Here is a 20,730-nt window from a genome sequence, read left to right on the forward strand (position 1 = left end):
TAAGGGAGTCGGCAGGATCAAGCGGACCAAGCTCGGGTTGAGTGACCGTGCCGACCTTAACTGGACACAAGCGTGGGCCGAATGACCTGACGCATACGCTACCGGCACAAGGGAAATGCTACAATTAAGACTGGAGGACTTGTTGTGAACATGGCGCTATACCCGAGTTGCAACGGTAATCACGTTCCGGACCGAATAGTATCACGGCGAAGCCGTGCTACTCTGGCGTCCCAAGCCCTGCCAACTATTCCCCGTAGGCCATCGGCCGATTCCTCCAAGACATAGCAACTCAGTCGACATTCCGCCCGCAGGATCTCCCCTTGGGCAGAAAGCTCCTTGTGCTGGCGAATAAGATCATCCAGGCGGTCCAGATAAGGTGCGCGGCTCATCAGCCTTCACCCCGCAGCATCTCTTCGAAAGTAGCTTCATCGAAGTAGGCTCCGGAGTGCTGGAACAGCCACATCAGACGGGCGCTCAGTGCCTCGGCCTCGACGCTGCCTTCTGCTAGCGCACGCTCTTTGCAGGCCCGCTGAAACACCTGCTGTAGGAGGGCGAGTTCTTCGGGATTTGCAACGCCGATGGTAGCGGGAGCGGTCATGGCTTCCTCCGTTGGGGCGGAAGCATGTTCTTCGCTCACAGCCGGCGGTGCCCTGAAACTACCGCCGATGAGAGTAGACTACGCTCATATTGGCGAGAGTCGATTGAATAATAATTTAGTCACGACAGGCAGGAGCATTCTAATGCCGCTCTTTCAAAAAACGGGCTTCACGAAGCAGCGAATTCCAATCCGTGCCGATAAGCTTGATCAGACCGCGCGCATCCGGCTCCGAAATGCCGACTTCTTCAGACAAACGTCGGGCAAGCAATTGCTCATTGCCCTTCTTCACACGGCCGTCGCCATCCTTTTTCATTGGTTCCTCCCTGGGAAGCCAACTTACGGAATGACCTTTCGTTTCATGGAATAAGAAAAAAGCCCGCCGTCCCATTAGCGGCAGCGGCGGGCCGTCCCTGGGATAACGGGACTCGCTGGGGTGTTGGTTTCCCCTGCTGTCGCGGGCGGTGCAAAGCAGGTGCCACCTAGGGTGAACCAACACGGCACACCTCGCGTGCGACTCGCCGCGAAACGACAAGACCTTGGTCTGGTATCGACCCGCCGTGCCGACCTAGCACGACGGGCGTTCGAGAGCGGCTACACCCTGAGAGTCGACCCCTTTGCATCAATCTGGAACAGGGCAACAGTTCCAAGACACGTCAGCAGCCTTCCGTGGTCTTTTTCATCTGGCCAGGAGCAGCCGAGTTAGCATCGGTATCCTGTTGACCTGGCGCGGCCTGCTTGGCGCTGCCAGTTTGTTGACCTGGAGCGCAGTCCTTGGCGGAGTTCGAGTTAGAGTTCGTTCCACTCGTGGTGGTCGAATCCGTTCCCTGATCGGTCGTAGTGCTCGGCGTTGTCTGGGTCGTCGAGGTCGACGATCCGCCTGTGGTCGTGGTGGTCGATTGCGCAACAGCGAGGCCAGTTGACAGTACCATAATGGCTGAAGCCAAAAGAACCTGTTTCATGATCAACTCCATATTGGAATGTCCCTTCGGTACCGAACTTCGCTGCGAAAAGACGGTTCCAAGAAAAAATTCGCAATCGCATGCACCTCACGTTTGGACGGGCCCGCACCACTTGCGCGCGTCGGGGCGAGCGTCAGCGGGTAAGCGACCTAGCCCTTGGATCGACCTTTCTTGAATGATTGCGAAGCCTTGGCTTCGGCAGCAAGGCGTTGTTCTCGAAGTCGCGCAGTTTTTGTATCTCGCGCCTCTCTCTCGGCCGCGTTAGCAATCTTTGCCTCACGGTCTGCGCGCTCCAATCGGTCTTTGTCGACGCTTCGCCGGGACACATTGGCCTCCTACCAGAAGACCGTTGAATTTACAGTTTGCTAAAATGTTCCCCGCGATACGGCATGTTCCACGCAATGTGGCGGACTTCCCGGCCCTTCCGGGGAACCAGCAATGCAAAAGCCCGCTACCGAGAGCCAGGGGCCTTGAGAGACAGGCAACTTGGAGAAGGGCCGGCCCCAACAAGCTTCCTTTTGTAGTTCCAATCAGTACGGCCTTTAGTCAGTCGGCCCCGAGCTGAGGGGCGATGAGCTGGGCGAAGCCCTCGCCGCCGACAGTCGCTCACGCTTGTCAAAATGAGCCTCCTGATAGGTCTTCTTTCATTCGATATCTCCCTTCGGCTATCGCATAATCACATACCGCGTCGCCTCGGCTTGGGTGCGCGTCAATCGCATGCCAAACGCGATGGCCAAGGGATTATCACCCCTTTCTGGCCTGCCGCTTTCTTTCTTGCGGCTTGTGCGGAATTCGGGCGGGCTCAACGGAGCTTGAGCCCCTGATGTGACGTCAAAATTCGAACCCAGCCTATGTCATAGGTTGCTGCACGGCCTAGGCGGCTCCCTTAAGGGTGCGGCTTATTCACGTCGGGAGCGTTGCCGCACCCCAAGCGAGCAACCCAACGTGGCCTCTTCTACCGCTGGGCACTGAGGTCCCAACCAGGGGTCCTGGGTGCGTTCGCGTCTTTCCCAACTGCCGACCCATCAGTCCGGCGCCTCTTTACGGCTACCCGGAACTTTTGAAGCGAATGCAAGTTCGATAATCAACATCAGCTAGGTAGCCAATTTGTCACCCACCTCATCCTTGGATGTCCTTATTCGCAAGCTCCAGAGCATCTCGGATCTCCGAGAGGCCGATGTCGAGGTTTTGAAAGGCATCCAAATTCAGGAGAAGGATTTTTTGGCCAACTACGACCTGGTGCGTGAGGGTGACCGCCCTGTCAATTCGTTCGTGGTTTTGGATGGCCTGCTCGGTTCCACCAAACTTACCGGCGACGGCAAACGGCAGATTACATCCTTCTTTGTGGCTGGGGATATTCCCGATCTGCACGGACTGCATCTGTCGGTCATGGATTGCAATTTTACGACCCTGACAGCAGCCAGACTGGGCTTCATGCGACATGACGCTCTTCGCACCATTTGCGAACAGCATCCTCGAATCGCGACGGCTTTTTGGCGGTCGACGCTGATCGATGCAGCGATTTACAGAGAATGGGTAACGAATGTGGGAAGACGCGAGGCATACACGCGCATGGCTCACATCTTGTGCGAACTGATCTTTCGCTTGCGCTCGGTTGGACGCATCCAGGATCACGTCGCGGATCTTCCGATTACCCAGGCAGCACTTGGCGATGCATTGGGCTTGTCTACAGTCCACGTCAACCGAATGCTTCAGGAACTTCGACGCAGGGGCCTCATCGCCACGACGGGGTCAAGAGTGCATGTTCTTGATTGGCCCGGCCTCACTCGTGCAGGTGATTTCGACACGACCTACCTGCACCAAAGGAACCCCGCAGCTTAGTGGTGACGGAAGCTCTCGGATGGCACGATTTTTCTTTGATAGTGGCGATCACGACGTGGTCGTCGAGGACGTAATCGGCATCGAATGTGCCGATCTGGAGGAGGTGCGCCGCGCGGGCTTCGAGGGCCTTATCGACCTTACGAGAGATGTGCTTACTGAGGTGGACGGGCAGCAAGTATTTGTTGAAGTGCGGAACGAAAACGGCGACAGGATTCTGAGGCTGAGCATCTCGCTTCAGATCAAGTTGATGAGATAACGTGCCTGACTTGCTGCGTCAGAATGCTGCCGAGTGCCGGCACATCGAATGGCATGAGCGGCGAGGAACGCCGCGTGATCGGACTATCGCCCGAAGATGCCGCCGCCATTCGACCGGCGAACAAGCTCGGGTTCCCCCACATGGAAAAAAAACGGTAAGGCACAGCAGCAGGTCATGGCCAGTCTCATACATGTCCCATCCGACCGATTTTTAATCGATGTCGCGTATTTTTGTATGAAGTTCTGGAACGCGCATTCTCAGCGCTCGTTCATGTTGTCTCAGCAGTGGGTGTCGACGTGCAAAGAAAAGCGAACAAAGCAAGCCGGGTTGCGAAAGGCCAGGAGCTTGAGGTCGAACATCTTGTCGAGGTCACGGAAATTGACCCCGAGCAGGCCCGAACGCTGCTTCGCAAGCATGGAGCCGATTGGCCGAAGCTCAAAGACGAGGCTGAAGCTCTGAAGAAGGAAGACTAGTCGTCACCTTCCCAGCGGTTGGCGAGAAAGCTGTTCCAGCTCATCCTCATCCGTGATTCCCGCCTGGTAGTAAGCCAGAATACGTGATGCGCGCCGTTCCCTCTCGGTTGCGGTTTCGTTTTTAATTTTGCTGCGTGCGAAGACGCGGGTGAGCAGGGCAAGTTCTGATGGGGTGAAGGCGTCTCTATGCATCGCATCTCAACTCCCGTGCGTCACCGTCTCTGGAGGGGCCGAGGCGCGCTGAAGCTTGATTGCAGCGCCGGCCAGCAAGAGATCGCAGAACGGGTCGTCCGGCGCGCGCTAACGCTGGACCAGAAAGAATGTTCCGCGCGTTTTTCGGACACTGAACAAAAAGGCCCATCCGGCCCGAGCCAGCAACGGCCTTTTACCGGTCTACGTGTGATCTCCTTCAACCATATCCGGAAAGCCTCTTCCTTAACGGGAATTTCTGGGCTTGCTGTACGTTTAAAGTTGAGGCTGGCAGTTATGATCTTGGACAGAAACAATGGCTTGGCAAGCCGAGTTGCGACAGCCACGAAAGCCCGCCCCGGACAAGCCGAGACGGGCCGAAGCTGCTTCGGCAGCCTCAAGGCCCAGACAATGAGGGAGGATTGTAGGCCGGCAACCAAACCTCGTACCGCAGTGAATGTTCCGCGGCTGCAAACTGTCGGTGGGAGTATCAGGACCTTTCGCGATCGACATTCTCGGCCAGTTGCGGCAATTCCTTTGTCGGCCGGGTAAGACGTTCACAGGCGCCATCAAGGCAGCCAAGAGCTCGATCAGCCCCGTGATCTTCATGTCCGTTGAGAAGGCTGATCTGCAAATCCAGTCCGCTCGGCGCTCTCAAGCTCTCTATGGGCATGCGACGCGGCAATGGCAGCCTGTCCAAAAGCGACGGCTATCTGGTTCAACGCTTTGACAACGTCACCAATGGCGTACATGCCCTGGATGGAAGTCTGCTGATGCTCGTCGACTGTGACATAGCCCTCTTCACAACATCTTGCGCCTACCGCCTCGGCGAGTTGAGAACGTACCTTGCATCCCAGTGCCAGATAAATGGCATCGAAGCGGGATGACGTCCCATCTTTCAAAATCGCCTCGCAACCGTCTGCTGTCGGGCAGAGCGTATCGAGAGCGTCACCGATGACTATGCCTCTTGCCCTCGCCGCACGACGAGTGCTGGGCGAAAAGTCGGATGCGTCGCTCCCAAGCATCGTTATGAGCGATGTAAACCGACTGAGGAAAATGGCCTCTTTAAAGGCTCTCTCGTCGTGCCCGACGACCGCAATCTTCTGGTCGATCGCCTCATACCCGTCGCATACAGGGCAGAGTCGAACGACACCTGCGGCAATTGCCTCGCGCAGACGCGGAATGACAGGTGTCGTATCGATGATCCCTGTCGCCAAAAACACCTTGCGTGTCCGGATTGCGCCGATCGAGGTCTCAGCGACGAACCCCCGATAGGCAGCGGCGAGGGAATGGACCTGCCCTCCAACCAGAGTGGCTCCATACAAGGTGGCGTGACGTCGAAGGCGATCCAGAATATCGGCTCCACTTATCCCTTCGGGAAAGCCAGGACAGTTATGGCTCGTTGGGATCAAGGCGGCACGAGGATCGCCGGCATCGATCACCAGCACGCGATGGCGAAAACGGGCGAGATATTGAGCGGCGGTCAATCCCGCCGGCCCGCCTCCGACGATCAGGACATCTTCGGTCTCGGCGGTCGGTCGGCTGACGTGGCTGTCGTGCATGGTGCGACGCATCACCGGCGAACGATTTGGTTCGTGCAATGTTCAAAGGGCGGTCTTCGGGACATCTGCTCGATGGCAACAGCGTAGAAACCAGGCTTCAACCCGATCGCAGGACGCCAGGCTCCTCTGTTTCCTTGAGCTCTTCCGTATCCTTGGGCGCGGAGACCAGATCCTGGAATCCGAGAGTAGCGACGAGATAGCCTGCCTCATCATAAACCTTCGTCACCCAACTGGTCGGGTCCACGCCCTCGACAATTCCGTCGAGCATGGCCTCCTTGGCGGTGCGCTTCGCCTCTCTGACAGCCTCATCTCGATCAGCCATATCGGCAAAGATTGCAGGCTGCGACATGCCCTCGATAAACTCGAAGCGAAATTTCGGCATTAGCCGCTCCAGTCATTGTGCCAGCGGATCAAACATTTCTGGCAGGTTTGACCTCAACGCGGCGGTGTCGAAAAGGATGCAGCGGGTGTGCGCGTGACCATCAAACCTCAGGCAGCGTTGCTACCTCCCATCTCCCACTCGTGCTACTTTGCCAGCACGCTACGCTCGCAGCTCTGACGATGGCGAGGTGGCGGAGATGCAGAAGTCTCCGCGAGATCGTGCGGCATCGTACGCTGAAGACGCTCGCAAGTCGCCGTTGAACGCCGCGCCGTGGATCGTGGACTGACGGTAAGAAGGACTAGCCGACCGCCAAGACCGGCCTCTTTCGCAGCCGCGCCCGCATGATGACAAGCAGAACCGTTTCGTCTTTCATGCCACTCTGGAATAATTTTATAAGCTCGGCCGCAATCTGCTCGGCGTTGTAAGAGATCAGTTGAATCTCCGCTTCCTTGCAAAGCTTCTTGAGGACCGATTCCAGCAATCTCAACCCTTCAGGATAGATAGGTTGATCACCGGCGGTGTCGTAGGTCATGTACGCCCCTTTGACTCGACTTAATTCAAGGCCGCAGATGCTGGGCGGCAAGCCCATGCATGACTCGTTTCAGGGAAGAGGTCATTAACCTATGCAAGTTCGAACAGGGCGCCGGATTCACCAACTGCAGGGGGATGTACAACAAAGGGAGCATGTGCACGGATCGAGCTGGGCAAGTCGTGAAAGCCCCTGCCGCTAGGCCTGTTAAGTCCCGACGGTGTTCCTGCATGGTGCTGTAGGCGAGCGAGAGAGCCTAAAAGAATTCACTCACCTTACGGCTTCTCTTTTTGAGAGCCGGGATGGGTTCGCGATGCATTTGCGGCTGCGCCGGCGGTGACTTCACCGGATGCTGTGCAAGCCTTGCTTGTCTCAGCCGCGCCGTCTTCTCAGCGCGTTCGGCTCGTTCAGCGTCCAGCATCTCTTGGCTGATACGTTTGGCGCGGTCGTATCTTTCCTAGTCGTGATTGCGAGTCACGGACACCTCCTAGCCAGCAACAAAAATCCTGCGAACCTTTTTGGTGACACGCGGCTTGCGTTGGCTGGGACCGGGCGTGATGGCTTGTGCGAGGCGAGCCTCCTTCAACCGCGCCGTCTTGGCGGCGCGCTCAGCACGTTCCTTGTCGATAATGATTGCTGCAGCTGATGTGGTATTCTCGTTGCGACCGTCATCATTGATCCGCGGCATCTCAGTGCCTCGCCCCGATTCTTGTCGCCCATAGTGCCATTTTGCACCTGCGTCCCGCCCTGAACTGGTCTATTGCCGCTTTGAGTGAGAATTCGGTTGCATGTTCCGGTTTCTCGCCCGGCTGGTGGTTGTCGTTGGCAGCTTGTGTGATGGCCATCTTTGTTCTCCTACGAGGCCGAACTTCGATATGACACAAGTGTTCCAAGGCAACTCGCAAGCTGCAGGGCTATTTTCGATGTAGGGGCACGCGCGGATGCTCAGGCGCGTGATCGGAGCATTGTGTTGGAGGGCCGTAGCTGGAACTATGAGAGCGCAGATAGCGTGGTCGCCTGAACATGAACGGCGGCCTTCCCCCCCTCTCGCAAAAAGCTGTCAGCGCGATATTGTTACCAGGAGCAAAGGAGCCTGGTGTCGACGAGAACTTTTCTCGCGACGAGATCGTTCAGACTTTGCTGCAGCACAGGGCCCCCGCAAGCGCATCAGCTCGGTATTGTAGGGAATTCGGGCGTTAGGGCCGTTGAACCGCTACGGGTGTGTCAGTAGCAAACTTACAGACAGCCGCAGGTCCAAACGAGCAGCACCGTTCCAAGCGCATACGGGACCAGAAGCAAACCTATCGTCACCCAGAAAGCTGGCTCTGCCAAGGCGGCCATGTCCTTGCGAAACTGCTCCATAGGGCTACCCCGGCAACTTCGACAAACGAATAGAGCTAATCTGGTAAGGCCTACGGCCCGCTTTTGGCATCTTCGACCTCCAGCGCATCCATGAGGGCTGCCACGTCGGTGGGTTCGCCATCGGCGTCACCATGCACGCCAGTCCGGGCGTTCTTTAGCGCTTGCTCGATCGCATCTTCAATGTTTCCGAGCTCGTCCTCACGCACCTCGCGACCATAACCGGCCGCTTCGGCATCCTGCTCGAATTGCTGGACCAGCACGGCGAAGCTCACTTCCTCTTTGCCAGCAAGAGTGCCGACATTCTCCTGCAGCCAGGTTTCAAAAAACTCTTTGGTCGCGTTCATCGGATCACTCCTTCGCCGGATTAAGCGCGGCGGCGATCCGAAGTTCCGCAATGCCGTCACTTTCCCAATCAGCAAGGGGATATGCTCATGGTGGGCTTGGCTGATAATCCCGAAAATTCGTCTGCGCGGTGCTGGCTCCGTACCGGGAGCAAGGCCGCCGGATGAGTTCACGCCCACCGAGCGCTCGTCGATCCGCATGCTCTTCGATCGGTCTGCATGGAACTATTGCCCGCTCGGTTGCGCAAGGCTGCCCCGGCGGTGGTTGTTCGCCTTCCCGCTATTCTATCCCGACATTCCGGATTGAATCACCTCATCGGCTGACAACCGGTCGGACATCGCTGCACTGTTGGTCTGGTCCATCCCGAACTGAGCGACCTGAATCATCATAGCCTTGGCCTTTGCAATGAGTTGGTCGTCGGGAAGAGTATGCCCGGCCTGCAGGGTGACTGTAATACACTCGCCTCCCTCTCCGCGGAATTCCACGATCGGAGCCTGGTCTCGGCTGACGACAATTCCCATCATCTGCATAAGAACCTCCTTCGACTGCAGCGGGCAGCCGAAACTCAACCCAGCTCGGCCGTCTAATCCTTGACATAAGCCCCAGGCTGACGACCGCCTCTGGGCGCCTTGGCGTCTTTCGAATGCTCGGCCATCGCAGGGCCTGCTCCGGAGACTTTCTCTGCGGCCGGTGACGGTGTCGCCGGCTTAGACGAGGTCCTGCCGCCCGATTTTTCGGGGCGTGGTGATATGCCAGTTGAAGAATTGTCTGAAGAAGTCATGGCTCGTTTCCTTAGCTGCGAAACTTCCTTACCAACCTCCGAAATGCCCTGACGTTCCATTGCGATCCCTTCGTGAGATAAGATCTCCGCAGGTGAACATGCCTCGTCCCTGGACGCGCATCAGGTAGGGGTTGATTTCGCAAGCGAACGGTAAAATGCGAAGCCGCTCCGGCGAGATACAGCTTAGCCCTACATGGCAGCGCGGGCATCGGAATACGAGCCGAGGCGAAACAGAGGTCCATCCGTCGCCGAACCCGCGACAGGCAGCAGGTTCGGTCATTTCTGCAGAAATGCGTTTGCCAGCTTGGACACAGCGGCAGTGCCCGTACCGCGCTATTCTCTCCTGGTGCCGAGAGCCTGATTGCAGCGCCGACTGGGAAAAGCCTGCGACACAGGCTGACTCCGCAGGTCAAACTATGAGGAACAATATCTCCCTTTGAAAGTTCTGGCCGACCCATGAAGGAGATATGAAATGTCAGAATCGCGCGAATGGCTTGTCCAATGGCTCAGGGATGCTCACGCCATGGAAGAGCAGGCCGAGACCATGTTGAATGGGCAGTTGAACCGAATTGAGAACTATCCTGAGCTCAGCGAACGGATTCGCCAGCACGTCCAGGAGACCAGGCAGCAGGCTGCTCGGCTGAAAACCTGTCTCGACCGCATCGGACAAGGATCTTCCACACTGAAGGATGCCGGCGGCAAGCTGACGGCAATGGCGCAGTCGCTCAGCGGTGTCTTCGCCGGTGACGAAGTGATGAAAGGATCGCTTGCAAGCTACACGTTCGAGCACATGGAAATCGCCTCCTACACAATCCTTATCGCCGCTGCCAAATCGCTGGGTGAAGCAGAGGTCGCCCAGGTCTGCGAAGAGAACCTGCGTGAGGAAGTCGCAATGGCGGACTGGTTGAAAAGCCATATTCCAACGACAACCGAGCAGTTCCTGGCGCGGGCCGACTCGGAGAGTGAAAACGCCAAGCGTTGATCAGCCGGTAGCGTATCGCTAAACAAGCTCGCCCCTTGCGCCGAAGCTCGGCGCAAGGCGCATCGAGGTTGAGCCGTTACCGCTGAAAGGCACTTCAAAGTAGGCAGTGCGTGAGTAAGTTTCCGATTAGCTCTCCGTGCCGCGATAGTATCCTTGACGCCAATTGAACTTGAAATTCCGGACGGAATTCTCTGCCATGTGCCGCTCCTTGAGAGCCCGCCGAACTGCCCATCATACGGATGTTGCTATCGCCCACTTTTTGGCGACAGTTCCCCATCCCCAACCATCTCCGCCAGCCGGCTGAGGAAGTCCACCAAAGCAGCTTGCGGCTCGTCGATTTCGCCGACCACGACCGAAATGCCCCAACGTCCAAGCACGGCCTCCTCCACAGGGTTTCGGCTGGTCATGAAGATGAACGAGGGCGGGCGATCTTTCTCATAGCCGGACCGATGCCACGTCTGCCAGAGACGGTGCAGCAACAACCGAATGTTTGGGTCGGAAAGGCTATAGCCAATGAAGAGGATCGTGCTGCCGAGCGCATCCGAGCGAAAACGCACGTCCAGCGGAGAATTGAAGGAGAGACGATCGAGGTAGTCCGTTTCGGTGAGGACGAGGGACGAATCCTCGTCGAAATCACCATGGAACTTGACGATGTGGGTAATGCCTTGGCGGGCCTGCGCCACATCGCGTGCATTGGCCACTTTCACGTAGTCCCGACCGTATATCTCATAAGCCAGTTCCAGATTCCGATCATAGTTAGTTGTGTAGATGACAGGGAAGTCGAGCCTCACGATGAGACGATGCAACTCGGATTTCTCGATCCGGTCCTTGGGGACGGACCAGTTTCTGTCCATCCAACTGCGAAGTGGCCCGATGCTGCCATGCTTGATGCGATAGTACTCGGCCAGGGTTTGAAAACGATCGCGTCTCGTGGAAAATTCGTCGTCGACGCCGAGCTCCTTTGCCATTCGCTCTATCAGCTTCTCCCAGGAGGGTAATCCAACGCTGATCGAAACCCCTGCCCCAACAAACAGAATTGCGCTGCGATGCCGAATTGCGTTGGCGAGCGAATCTACAGGGTCATCGTTCATCACGTCTTTCGAGGCCACCCGCGCAGGTCGACCTTCCTCCCTCACATCTGGTCGTTATTAGGCTCCTTGGTGATCCCCACCTGCCTGGCCAGCTCGGAAAACGGTGGCACACTCGCTTCGAACTGCTCGGTGTTAGCCAGCCGCAAAAGCCGCAAAGGGAAACACACTGCGTCGCGGTTAGCCGGCGACATATCCTCGAAGAGGCGCTCATCAACCGTGAAGGAGGCTTCCGCGTTTTTCAACGCCGTGTCGATATCATCGACCGAGAGAAGGCCTCTGCGGACCAAGGCGTTATTGACGGCCGCGACCGCCATAAGCAAACCTTCCAATTGCAGGTTGGCGACGTTCATGGGCCATTGTCCTTCATACCATTGGGAGCCCGTCGATAGATAATCCTGCTCCGGAGGCCTTGTGCCGTGCCGGTGATGGAGTTGCCGGCTTGCTAGAGCGTTTCGGCTGCGCGGCGACGCCGGGATTGGCATCTGGTGGCGCCATGGCTTGAATCTCCGCTGGGCTGCTGGACAACTCTCCACATGCCTCGAGGTTCCGGATCGCCATGGCAACCTTGCAAAGGCATAGGCAAGGCTTCTCGCTGTCCTACCGTCGGGCGCACCAGGTGATCGCGGTTGGGTCTTCAGACTGCGATTCAAAAAGCGCGTTGCATGGTTCCTCCGCGAGCGCGAGCCGCCTTCGGCAGTAGATGCCTGCCGCGCCCGCTCGTAGCCAAAAGCAACCGCCGCAAAGCGTTCGGCAACTTTAGAGCTCCGACAGTGCCTCCCAGACGGGCCACATAGAAACGACCAAGCTGATGCCTGCTACAGGTCTCGGGATCTCGTTTATCGGCGACATCAGGCAGCGGCGCTCCGCAGGTCAGCAGATCCGATGGATGGGAACAACCCGGCACCGTGATGGTTCGGTGGCATCAAAAGGTGATAGAGAACGATGGGTGAAAAGCTTAAACAGCACACAGAAGCCACAGATCGTGAAAAGGCGATCGAAGCTCTCTACTTTGCGCGCAAGTGCGGCCTCACCAAGGAAGAGGCACTCAAGATGCTCAGGGAAGCCCAAATCAGGATCGATGATGGACCCAAAAGCCGCTCCGGCAACCGAACTTAAAAGCGTCCGTTGAGCGCTCATCTCAGCCAGCGGCGGCGCATGATCTTCTTCACCTCCGACACGCATTTCAACGATCCCCGCATTCTGCGGCTCGACCCCCGCCCCTTCAGTTCATTGGTGGCGCACGACCAGGCACTGACTGAACTTTGGAACGAGACTGTTGCTCCAAATGACGAGGTTTGGCACCTCGGCGACTTCGCCAAGGGATCGGCCGAGACAGTGTCTTCGCTGCTGTCCTGCCTCCACGGCACCAAACACCTGATCATCGGCAACAACGACGGCATGGTAACGCTCCGCGCTTCGGCTTGGGCTAGCGTGCAACACTACAAGGAGCTAACTGTCGAGGGCAGTTTCTTGGTTCTTTGCCACTACCCGTTCCGCACCTGGAACAAGATCGGCAAGAAATCGATAAACCTGCACGGCCATTCTCATGGCCGGCTGAAGCCAATGACGCGCCAGCACGACGTCGGCGTCGACGCCTGGGATTTTCGCCCAGTCACCTTTGCTGCCATACAGGCCAGGCGCCGCCGAGATTGAGGTTAGCGCAGCAGATGGCGAACGATCGATGTCTTCACGTGGTGATGCTAGCCGCAAACAGGATTCCAGAATCCTGCCCCTGGAGTATTGCAGCCATGCTGGAACGCACCGCGAGTAAACTGGGACCGAGGAGCGCCCCACCCATCTGCACAGCCGTGGGACAGGCGCCGACCCCCGTCGTCAACACGGCGCTCCACTGGCGCCCCAATCGTTCATCCACCTCGCTTGAAACGAGCTTCAATCGCCGTCCTTGGCGACCTCAGTGCCACACACTCTCTCTAAGCCACTTAAGAAACCTGTTCCCTCCGATTGCCCGGCGGACTCTAGCGGCAGCCCACTGCCCTCTGAACGTGGTTCCGACATGGCAACTGCAGACGATGTCATGCAACTCCCCGTCAGACAGTTCGAAGAAGCGCTTTGCTGCCCCATAGGTGTCATCCTTCAGGCCTAACGCACGCAGTAGCGGGTCCTCGAAGGCCACAGTAATTGGCGAGCCCTCACCGCGCGCTGCGTCGCGAGCTTCCCGCTTCAGATACTCAGTGCCGGTAAGCGCTGTCAGGCGTCGCTCGGGATGTTGTTCCAGCAACTCTGCCCAGCGCTCAATGCGCTGTTGCCGGGTCATGATCGGGTATGTCGACAGGGGTTCTACTTCTGCAATTGTCTGCAGTTGGCTTAAAGTTTGGTGTTCCATCGTCGGCTCCTTTGGTCGAAGTCCCTTCCCATCAAAAATTATCGCGCGCCGACGCGCTGACAAGAGCTGGCAAGGCGGCCACTTGCCCGACAATGATTGCGAAACAGCGCATTGCTCCGCCGGCGCGCGAAACGATATCTCATCCCAAATCAGACCGAAGCCGTTCAGAACGAACAGCTCGCCACCCGCCTGCAACAACAAATTAAATTAGTAATGCCTTATGGAACTTTGAGGCTGGCGTTTCATTTGATCGGCATGGAGGCCTCTGTAATCCAAAGTGCCGGGATGAGAGCGAACGTGTCGCTGCGCTACTCGCTGGTTCTGCCGATATACAACGAGGAACAAGTGCTGCCTCGTCTGATCGAGCGGATCAGGTTGCTAATCCACCAGCTGGACGGTGAGACAGAGGCTATTTTCGTCGATGACGGAAGCAGCGATGGCAGCGTCACTTACCTTCGGCGTGTGGTCGCCGCCGAGCCTCGTTTTCGGCTAATCGAGCTTTCCCGCAATTTTGGGCACCAGATAGCAATCACAGCCGGTATGGACGCCGCCCAGGGGGATGCCGTCATCGTCATGGATGCCGATCTCCAAGACCCACCCGAGGTGGTTCTCGATCTGGTGGCGAAGTGGAAAGAAGGTTTCGAAATTGTCTATGCCCGGCGCGTCAAACGCGAGGGCGAATCCTGGTTCAAGCGCTTCACGGCAAGTCTCTTCTATCGCTTGCTGGAAAGGATGACGACCGTTGACATTCCGCGCGATGTTGGAGATTTCCGGTTGGTCGGTCCCAAAGCGCTGAGAACTTTTAGGCAGATGCCCGAACACGATCGCTTCGTCAGGGGCATGTTTGGCTGGATGGGATTCAAGCAGGCGTCGGTGCCTTTCGAGCGCCCGGCACGAACCCATGGCCAGACCAAATACCCATTCTGGAAGATGGTGCATCTTGCTGCGCACGCCATCGTCAGCTTCTCGGAACAGCCGCTGCGCCTGGCGCTCTGGGGTGGCTTGGCCATTTCTGCGCTGGCCGTAGCCTTCGGTGCCTACGCCATCTACGCCTGGGCCTTTGAAACAGGCATTGTTGCCGGCTGGACATCCACCGTGATGATCGTGTCGCTCCTGTGCGGCATCAACCTCTTCATGACCGGCGTTGTCGGATTGTATGTCGGCAGCATCCACGCCGAAGTAAAACGGCGCCCGCTTTACGTGATCGATCGCCTCACCGGCTTCGACCGGCCGATGCCAGCCGTCCCGGGCAAGAGCCGCCGCTCGCCTCGAAAATCCCGGCTTGGAGTCCCGGCCAATGTCCGAACCCTTCGACAGCTATAGATTCAATTATGGTGAGACGGTCCAGGGATCGATCCGCTTTTCAGGGCTTAAGCACGACTTCTTTCTCATGGCGAAGGCCGAGTTGCTGCGACGCGTTGTGGTCGAGCGGGGGCTTCGTCATGCCGGCCCGGATTTGCGGGTGCTTGATGTCGGCTGCGGCGTAGGTGTGCTCCATCCCTATCTCAAAGGCGCCTTCGAGTGCCTGGAGGGCTGTGACATCTCGCAGGAATCCATCTTGCGTGCCAGCCAGGAGAATCCGAGCGTCACCTACACGGTCTGCACCACGCCGAACCTGCCATACGACAATGGCGTCTTCGATCTGGCCTTCGCCAGCTGCGTCGTCCATCATGTTCCGCCCGCTTCCTGGCTCGGGTTCGTTCGCGAGATGCGGCGCGTCGTACGCCCAGGCGGTGCCGCCTGCATCATCGAGCACAATCCCTATAATCCGCTGACGCGTCTGGCTGTGTTCCGGTGTCCCTTCGACCATGACGCGGTGCTGCTCAGCGCAGCCAAAACAGCGTCCCTCCTTCAAGAAGCAGGCTTCAGCAACATCCGATCCGAGCACTTCCTGCTGCTGCCGTCGGGCGGGCCCTTGGCCCGAAAAGTCGAGCGCGCGCTCGCCCCCCTGCCGCTGGGGGCACAGTATGCGTGTAGTGCGCATGCATGAGCATCGGCCTGCCGGCGACGACGCCCTGAAGCTACTGGCACGCTTCGGCCTGGTCGGCATCGCTGCCACACTTCTGTATGCCGCTTTGGTTGCTGTTTTTTCCAAATCGGAATGGCTCGGTTTAACGCCCATCCATGCCTCGCTTGGGGCATATGCCGCAGCCACCCTGTTTTCGTATCTGGCTCACAAATCCCTGACGTTCGTGTCGAGCCGATCGCATCGAACTGAAGCTCCGCGTTTTCTCCTGCTGGCGGCAACAGGCTTGGCCATTGCCTATGGGGCGCCGGCGTTGCTGACGGTAAAGCTGGGCTTGCCGCTCATCATTCCCGTGCTGATTACGTGCTTGCTTGTCCCCGGCATCAATTTCTTCGTGCTTGACCGGTGGGTTTTTGCCGGACGCATTCCCGGTCGGCACGGCAATCGCTCCCGCCAGAGGCAATAATGCTCTAAATGGCGTCCAGTCGAAACGACACCAATTTGATGGAGCGCTTATAAATGTCGCTGGCGGCCTGGCTGGGCGGGATCCCGTCAAGATAGTCAAAGGTCATTTCGAACGTGCTGGCGTCCGAAAAAGCTGCGTGCGGAATGACGAACGAGACGGTTATCGGTTGCTTGCCCGACAGTGTGACCTTATGCACGGACACGCCATGCACCGAGATTATCACCCTCTGCGTCATCTGTGGCGGACGAATGACAGCGGCCATTTGTAGCGTTGCCTTAAGGCCGTCGCGAAGTGGCGGTATCTGCAGGCGAAGCCGCGAGGTCTCGCCCAGCGAATGCGTGCCGTCGGCTACCGGCCCCGACCAGCCACAAACTTTCATGCCGGCTACCCGTTTGGCGCCATCGGACCGGAAGGACACTGTCTGGCCGAGTGAGTAGCTGCCAATAGCATCGCGGTTGAGGCATGTCGTCGTGCGGTCGATGTAATAGGCACGATAGTCGGCGTGGACATTCGGATGGAGGGCCAGCGCAAGGATGGCGAGTTCGGACACGGCCAGAACCGCGGCGAGCGCGTAAGCGCCAAGCGAGATAGCGCGTCCATGGGGGTTGAGGGTGTCAGACCAAAGCAAGGTAGCCCCCAATCCATGCCACCGTCATGAAATAGCAGGCGACCAGGAAGAGAACCAAAGCGGCCAGCCAGGTCAGTTTCGACGCCGACAACAGGACGGCCATCAACATTATCAGAGGCGCCAGCCCAATGACGTATCTGACCATGGAGGCCAGATTCGTTATCAATGGCACGAGAATGCAGATCGCGCAGAAGACCCCAGCGCCATATTGCTTGCGAGCCACCAGCACGACTGATAGCGCCAGCCCGATGATCGCTGCGAGCGCACTCCATTGCGGCGCCGTGGGCAGCCACCCGGTCTTGGGAAATGCTGAGAGTCCGTCCCATAGAAACAGGAGCGGGTTCCCAGCCACTCGTCCAAAGGCGCGTTGGACGTGCAGAAATGCAAAGCCGTCGCCGACAGTGACATACAAAAACAGGATGTAGGCAAACAAGCCGGCAGGCGAGATAAAGATAGCGACGAGCAGATCCGGTCGACCGAGCACCCAACGCGGAAAGGAGAGTGGTGAGCCGCCCCGTTCGCGATGCTGCTGGAACATTTGAATGACGGTCGCAAAGACGACGAGGACCCCAACGAGCCTCGTTGCCGAGAGGAGCGCTGACGAGATGCCAGCGACGGGATAGCTGGAACGTTTGAGTGCCAGGAAGACAATCGAGGTCAGGAGCACGAAAAGAGATTCGGAAAGGAAAGTTGTGAAGTGGAAGGATAACGGGCCGCTAAGCAGAAAAGCGCAGTACAGTACATAGGCCCGCATGTTCTTCTCCAGCAGCGGCCATGCCACCAGACACGCGGTGTAGCTGCATGCAATCGAAGTGATCGTCGCGACCAGTATCGTGGCGAAGGGGAAAATCGCCCGGATCACCGCTACCAGCATCGGATAGAATGGAAAGAAGCCCCATCGTCCGACGTTGCTTTGGTTTGGGATGGGAAAGCGCTCGTAGCCGCGTTCGGAAATATCCAGATACCAGTGGCAATCCCATCGGCAGAGCGCACGAGCATAAGACTCGAAGCCTGGTTCCGCCAACGTTGAAGCAACAGCGGCATAACGAATAGCAAGGCCAGTGAAACCGAACAGGAGCGGGACTGTCACGACCGCTGCCGCTACCATGTGGCGCTTGTTGATCGTCGGGCCGTAGTCGGGGAAAATCTCGAACTGCTCTGCGCCCTTCATCGACGGCGCATCGCCGGGGCTCTTGATGGCCGGGACGAGATTGTCAGTCCCGGATTTTCTCATCGCGGAGCACCGGCGCGGCGAGTTTCCACCCCCTGATGGGAGCCCGCTTCGACTGTGACCAAACCGCCGACCGTGGCCTTGCCAGCTTCATAATCGACCGCCGTGGCGTGGCCGATGAGGTTCAACTTGTCCGGCGCCTTTGCCTTCTTCGGCGTGTCGATCGAGAAGAGGAAGTTGTAGGTCGCAACGCTGACGCTGGCCCGACGGTCGTCGAGCAGTTCCAGATGGGTGACGCCTATCGTCACCTCGTGGCCAAAGCCGATGCCAGTCTGTTCCCGCACCATGTGAGGGATTCTGGAGCGCGGCTGGCGATCGTCAAGAGGTTGCTAATATTCGAGCGGCGAAGGGCAACAAATCTTTGGCCCTGCTTCTAAGCGAGCGTTTGGAGAATACCCGCGGTGCGTGGAAGGCGCCTTTGAAGCGCGTCGAGAACACGATAATCATGCATGCCTCGGCGGCCGGACGAGCTATTGCGCAGCCTTGACACCGGGATGGTCGCCCGACAAATCAAAGGTCCGTACCGAATGCTCCTTCTGTGCGACGTCGAATGCCCACGGGCGGAGGCGCAAAGACCGAGATCGCCTTTGCGTGGACCTTGAAATGAGCTGGTGTCGAGGTGACGATCTCACCATCGGTGTTGACCGGCATCGGCTTCTCCGTCTCGATGTCGAACTCGACGCACCTAGCCGTCCGAACCTCTCGCCAGGCGCCATGCGTTCCAGAACGGAAGGAGCGGAGCATCAGCGCCAGTTTCCAGAGGTTCGTCATTTCCAAGCTATAGAGATCGAGATGTCCGTCATCGATCTCGGCCGTCTCTTCCACCACGTTGCCGCCCCCGTAGTGACGACCGTTTCCCACCAAAAATTCCATAGCGTTGTTCGCCTGCGCCGCTGCATCTCCATCAACCCTGTGGGGGAAGTCTGCCAGCGCGATGACATAAAGAGCGGCTGCGAGAACGAGGACGCAGCCAACGGCAATCATCTTGGCGAGTGGGCGAGAAGTGCTGCAAGATGGCAAACGGAACGGTTCGCGCACAGCGAACACAATCACGATGGCGAGAATATGCATCGCCAACCGCTATTGCGGGAGCACCCGCCGGGTTCAAGTGAACGGAAACTTGCCCGATGACCAGGCATGCTAACGCTCCAACTACCCCGCTGGCACTAAGATTCATCGCCTGACGGGCGGCCGTGTTGTGTCGAGCAAAGCGCCTGCGCTTGCCATCCGCGGGCCCCCCCAACGCCATCGTCACCCTCTCAAAAAGTCCGACTGCCCAGTTTGTCACCCCTTCGCCGGATACGCAAGAAGGCCGTTCGCCGCGCAATGACGCCACCATTCTCGAGGCGCAAAGCCTATCATGGCTCGAACCGAACTGTCGTTACGCGAAGGTCCGGAAAAGCGATTGAGTGCGGGCATTTGAAGCGGTCCAAGCATTCCAGCCGCTTTGCGCCCGCGCGCGGTGCGATGATTCGGCGCGCCTGCATTTGATCAGCTTGAGGAAGTAGCGCCGGTCGGTTTGCTCTCAGATGGGGAGGAGGTGGACGTGGTTTGACCCACTCTGCATAGTCGTCGGGCAGCATGTCTTCCAGCTATATGAGATTGTACTTTTCCGGGGAGAGGACCAAGGTATCGGGAAAGGGCGTGGTCGGCTATCGAATCAGTGCTCAAACTGCGATGGAGATCCCGCAACTTCAGATGCCGATGATCAGACCTCTCAAACGTTCTACGCAATCCCAACAAGTGCTGGTTACGGGAGGTTCCGGCTTCCTCGGTATGTACTGTATTTTGCAGCTGCTCGATCTTGGATACCGGGTTAGATGCACTGTACGCTCGCTGACACGCGAACCAGAAGTTCGTCGTACACTCGAGCAGATGGGCGCATCATCAATTGGCGCTTCTCTTTCCTTCATCGAGGCAGATTTGAGTGCCGATCCCGATTGGGATGATGCCGCCGCCGGTAGCTCCTACGTGCTACATGTCGCCTCTCCATTTTCCGTTGGACAAAAGGATGGCAATATTGACACCATCGGCATCGCCAGATCTGGCACACTACGAGGGTTGCGAGCAGCACATGAAGCGAAGGTTAAACGGCTGGTGATCACATCGTCATTCGTTACCATGAGTTACGCTCGCGAAATGGACACCGCTGAATTCACTGAGGCCGATTGGAGTGACTTGAGCATTCCCACTCTTACCGCCTACGTCAGATCGAAGACGTTAGCCGAAAAAGATGCCTGGGATTTTGTGAGGCGAAAAGGTGGGCCAGAGCTTACAGCAGTAAACCCGACGGTGATATTGGGGCCGGTCATGTGCCCCGACTATTCTCCGTCAATTTCACTCATCCAACGTATGCTGGACGGAAATCTGCCGTTAGCTCCGAAGCTTTCCTACGGGATCGTGGACGTCCGCGACGTCGCCGATCTACACATTCGCGCTATGACCGATCCTGCAGCAAATGGCGAGCGGTTCGTTGCAATAGCGGGTGAAACAATGAGCATATACGAGATAGCCCGGGTGCTCAGGTCGCGGCTGGGTGCTCATGGAGCAAAAGCGCCGCGATTTGAGATGCCAAACTGGGCGATGCGACTTCTCGCTTTGGTCAGTCCTGCGGCAAGTGCTATCGCCGGCATGTCTGCTTTACGGGGACAAAGCTGCCTACGGCCTCCGATGACAAGCAAAACTGCTGCCACCTACGACTCGTCCCTCTCATCGCGCAAATTAGACACAACGCGGCGGTTCTGCGA

At 57.8% G+C, this 20,730-nt stretch carries 27 protein-coding genes; 10 read left to right on the forward strand and 17 right to left on the reverse strand.

Features of this window, described 5'->3' with window-relative positions; genetic code table 11:
• Positions 1-388: 388 nt before the first annotated feature.
• The 3 genes from EOB59_RS19720 to EOB59_RS19730 form a co-directional block, all read right to left on the reverse strand.
• On the reverse strand, positions 389-598 hold the full coding sequence (locus EOB59_RS19720; RefSeq protein WP_127266476.1) for a hypothetical protein: 210 nt from the start codon (positions 596-598) through the stop codon (positions 389-391).
• 139 nt (positions 599-737) lie between these two features.
• Entirely contained in the window at positions 738-911 is a 174-nt protein-coding gene (locus EOB59_RS19725; protein ID WP_127266475.1) for a hypothetical protein, read from the reverse strand.
• A 340-nt stretch (positions 912-1,251) separates the two neighbouring features.
• Positions 1,252-1,557, reverse strand: a complete 306-nt coding sequence (locus tag EOB59_RS19730; protein ID WP_128289054.1) for a hypothetical protein — start codon at positions 1,555-1,557, stop codon at positions 1,252-1,254.
• 1,107 nt (positions 1,558-2,664) lie between these two features.
• Between EOB59_RS19730 and EOB59_RS19735 the strand changes: the two genes are divergently transcribed.
• The 3 genes from EOB59_RS19735 to EOB59_RS19745 all read left to right on the forward strand — a co-directional run bounded on the left by EOB59_RS19735 (position 2,665) and on the right by EOB59_RS19745 (position 4,128).
• A complete protein-coding gene (locus EOB59_RS19735; RefSeq protein WP_127807734.1) occupies positions 2,665-3,399 on the forward strand; it encodes a Crp/Fnr family transcriptional regulator in 735 nt (244 codons plus the stop codon).
• 19 nt (positions 3,400-3,418) lie between these two features.
• A complete protein-coding gene (locus EOB59_RS19740; protein ID WP_127395628.1) occupies positions 3,419-3,655 on the forward strand; it encodes a hypothetical protein in 237 nt (78 codons plus the stop codon).
• A gap of 230 nt (positions 3,656-3,885) precedes the next feature.
• On the forward strand, positions 3,886-4,128 hold the full coding sequence (locus EOB59_RS19745; RefSeq protein WP_164895691.1) for a hypothetical protein: 243 nt from the start codon (positions 3,886-3,888) through the stop codon (positions 4,126-4,128).
• Positions 4,129-4,131: 3 nt separating this feature from the next.
• Here EOB59_RS19745 and EOB59_RS19750 read toward each other — a convergent pair whose 3' ends face one another.
• The 7 genes from EOB59_RS19750 to EOB59_RS19790 form a co-directional block, all read right to left on the reverse strand.
• Positions 4,132-4,320, reverse strand: a complete 189-nt coding sequence (locus tag EOB59_RS19750; protein WP_128289055.1) for a hypothetical protein — start codon at positions 4,318-4,320, stop codon at positions 4,132-4,134.
• 602 nt (positions 4,321-4,922) lie between these two features.
• A complete protein-coding gene (locus tag EOB59_RS19755; protein ID WP_245486676.1) occupies positions 4,923-5,879 on the reverse strand; it encodes an NAD(P)/FAD-dependent oxidoreductase in 957 nt (318 codons plus the stop codon).
• 97 nt (positions 5,880-5,976) lie between these two features.
• The gene (locus EOB59_RS19760) at positions 5,977-6,261 is read right to left on the reverse strand and encodes a hypothetical protein (RefSeq protein ID WP_127395629.1); all 285 of its coding nucleotides are present in this window, start codon (positions 6,259-6,261) and stop codon (positions 5,977-5,979) included.
• Between the two features lie 298 nt (positions 6,262-6,559).
• A complete protein-coding gene (locus tag EOB59_RS19765) occupies positions 6,560-6,793 on the reverse strand; it encodes a hypothetical protein (RefSeq protein ID WP_127395630.1) in 234 nt (77 codons plus the stop codon).
• A gap of 484 nt (positions 6,794-7,277) precedes the next feature.
• Positions 7,278-7,478, reverse strand: coding sequence for a hypothetical protein (locus EOB59_RS19775; RefSeq protein ID WP_127395631.1), 201 nt, complete (start codon positions 7,476-7,478; stop codon positions 7,278-7,280).
• 724 nt (positions 7,479-8,202) lie between these two features.
• On the reverse strand, positions 8,203-8,694 hold the full coding sequence (locus EOB59_RS36455; RefSeq protein WP_245463550.1) for a hypothetical protein: 492 nt from the start codon (positions 8,692-8,694) through the stop codon (positions 8,203-8,205).
• Positions 8,695-8,778: 84 nt separating this feature from the next.
• Positions 8,779-9,024, reverse strand: coding sequence for a hypothetical protein (locus tag EOB59_RS19790; protein WP_127331622.1), 246 nt, complete (start codon positions 9,022-9,024; stop codon positions 8,779-8,781).
• Positions 9,025-9,747: 723 nt separating this feature from the next.
• Here EOB59_RS19790 and EOB59_RS19800 point away from each other — a divergent pair.
• Positions 9,748-10,257 (forward strand): DUF892 family protein, encoded by a 510-nt coding sequence (locus tag EOB59_RS19800; protein WP_127395633.1) that lies wholly within the window; start codon positions 9,748-9,750, stop codon positions 10,255-10,257.
• 245 nt (positions 10,258-10,502) lie between these two features.
• On the opposite strand, the gene EOB59_RS19805 is transcribed toward EOB59_RS19800, so the two are convergent.
• Together EOB59_RS19805 and EOB59_RS19810 are read right to left on the reverse strand one after the other, a co-directional pair.
• On the reverse strand, positions 10,503-11,348 hold the full coding sequence (locus EOB59_RS19805; protein WP_127266463.1) for an SIR2 family protein: 846 nt from the start codon (positions 11,346-11,348) through the stop codon (positions 10,503-10,505).
• A gap of 41 nt (positions 11,349-11,389) precedes the next feature.
• Positions 11,390-11,698, reverse strand: a complete 309-nt coding sequence (locus EOB59_RS19810) for a hypothetical protein (protein WP_127266462.1) — start codon at positions 11,696-11,698, stop codon at positions 11,390-11,392.
• A gap of 592 nt (positions 11,699-12,290) precedes the next feature.
• Between EOB59_RS19810 and EOB59_RS19815 the strand changes: the two genes are divergently transcribed.
• Positions 12,291-12,464, forward strand: coding sequence for a hypothetical protein (locus tag EOB59_RS19815; protein ID WP_127395634.1), 174 nt, complete (start codon positions 12,291-12,293; stop codon positions 12,462-12,464).
• 39 nt (positions 12,465-12,503) lie between these two features.
• Positions 12,504-13,001, forward strand: a complete 498-nt coding sequence (locus EOB59_RS19820) for a metallophosphoesterase family protein (RefSeq protein ID WP_127266460.1) — start codon at positions 12,504-12,506, stop codon at positions 12,999-13,001.
• A 259-nt stretch (positions 13,002-13,260) separates the two neighbouring features.
• Here EOB59_RS19820 and EOB59_RS19825 read toward each other — a convergent pair whose 3' ends face one another.
• Complete coding sequence (locus EOB59_RS19825) at positions 13,261-13,692, reverse strand: hypothetical protein (protein WP_127807737.1); 432 nt, start codon at positions 13,690-13,692, stop codon at positions 13,261-13,263.
• A gap of 285 nt (positions 13,693-13,977) precedes the next feature.
• On the opposite strand from EOB59_RS19825, the gene EOB59_RS19830 reads away from it, so the two are divergent.
• From EOB59_RS19830 to EOB59_RS19840, 3 genes are read left to right on the forward strand one after another with little or no spacing between them, the layout of a single operon-like run.
• A complete protein-coding gene (locus tag EOB59_RS19830; RefSeq protein ID WP_164873906.1) occupies positions 13,978-15,015 on the forward strand; it encodes a glycosyltransferase family 2 protein in 1,038 nt (345 codons plus the stop codon).
• Positions 14,990-15,682 carry a class I SAM-dependent methyltransferase gene (locus EOB59_RS19835; protein WP_127396519.1) on the forward strand — a complete coding sequence of 231 codons (693 nt, stop codon included), beginning with the start codon at positions 14,990-14,992 and terminating at the stop codon, positions 15,680-15,682. Before EOB59_RS19830 ends, EOB59_RS19835 begins: the two co-directional genes overlap by 26 nt.
• Positions 15,660-16,124, forward strand: a complete 465-nt coding sequence (locus tag EOB59_RS19840) for a GtrA family protein (RefSeq protein ID WP_128289057.1) — start codon at positions 15,660-15,662, stop codon at positions 16,122-16,124. The genes EOB59_RS19835 and EOB59_RS19840 overlap by 23 nt, the downstream gene beginning before the upstream one ends.
• 4 nt (positions 16,125-16,128) lie before the next feature.
• On the opposite strand, the gene EOB59_RS19845 is transcribed toward EOB59_RS19840, so the two are convergent.
• The 4 genes from EOB59_RS19845 to EOB59_RS36460 all read right to left on the reverse strand — a co-directional run bounded on the left by EOB59_RS19845 (position 16,129) and on the right by EOB59_RS36460 (position 19,054).
• Positions 16,129-16,674 carry a hypothetical protein gene (locus tag EOB59_RS19845; RefSeq protein ID WP_245481777.1) on the reverse strand — a complete coding sequence of 182 codons (546 nt, stop codon included), beginning with the start codon at positions 16,672-16,674 and terminating at the stop codon, positions 16,129-16,131.
• Between the two features lie 64 nt (positions 16,675-16,738).
• The gene (locus tag EOB59_RS19850) at positions 16,739-17,986 is read right to left on the reverse strand and encodes a hypothetical protein (protein WP_127396516.1); all 1,248 of its coding nucleotides are present in this window, start codon (positions 17,984-17,986) and stop codon (positions 16,739-16,741) included.
• Positions 17,983-18,270: a hypothetical protein gene (locus tag EOB59_RS19855; protein ID WP_127396515.1), complete on the reverse strand. Its 288-nt coding sequence runs from the start codon at positions 18,268-18,270 to the stop codon at positions 17,983-17,985. Before EOB59_RS19855 ends, EOB59_RS19850 begins: the two co-directional genes overlap by 4 nt.
• Before the next feature lie 223 nt (positions 18,271-18,493).
• Positions 18,494-19,054: a hypothetical protein gene (locus EOB59_RS36460; RefSeq protein ID WP_245481778.1), complete on the reverse strand. Its 561-nt coding sequence runs from the start codon at positions 19,052-19,054 to the stop codon at positions 18,494-18,496.
• Positions 19,055-19,627: 573 nt separating this feature from the next.
• Here EOB59_RS36460 and EOB59_RS19865 point away from each other — a divergent pair.
• A partial coding sequence (locus EOB59_RS19865; RefSeq protein ID WP_164895693.1) for an NAD-dependent epimerase/dehydratase family protein occupies positions 19,628-20,730 on the forward strand: 1,103 nt, incomplete at its 3' end.

The organism is Mesorhizobium sp. M7A.F.Ca.MR.176.00.0.0, from assembly GCF_004023165.1.
Classification (GTDB): domain Bacteria; phylum Pseudomonadota; class Alphaproteobacteria; order Rhizobiales; family Rhizobiaceae; genus Mesorhizobium.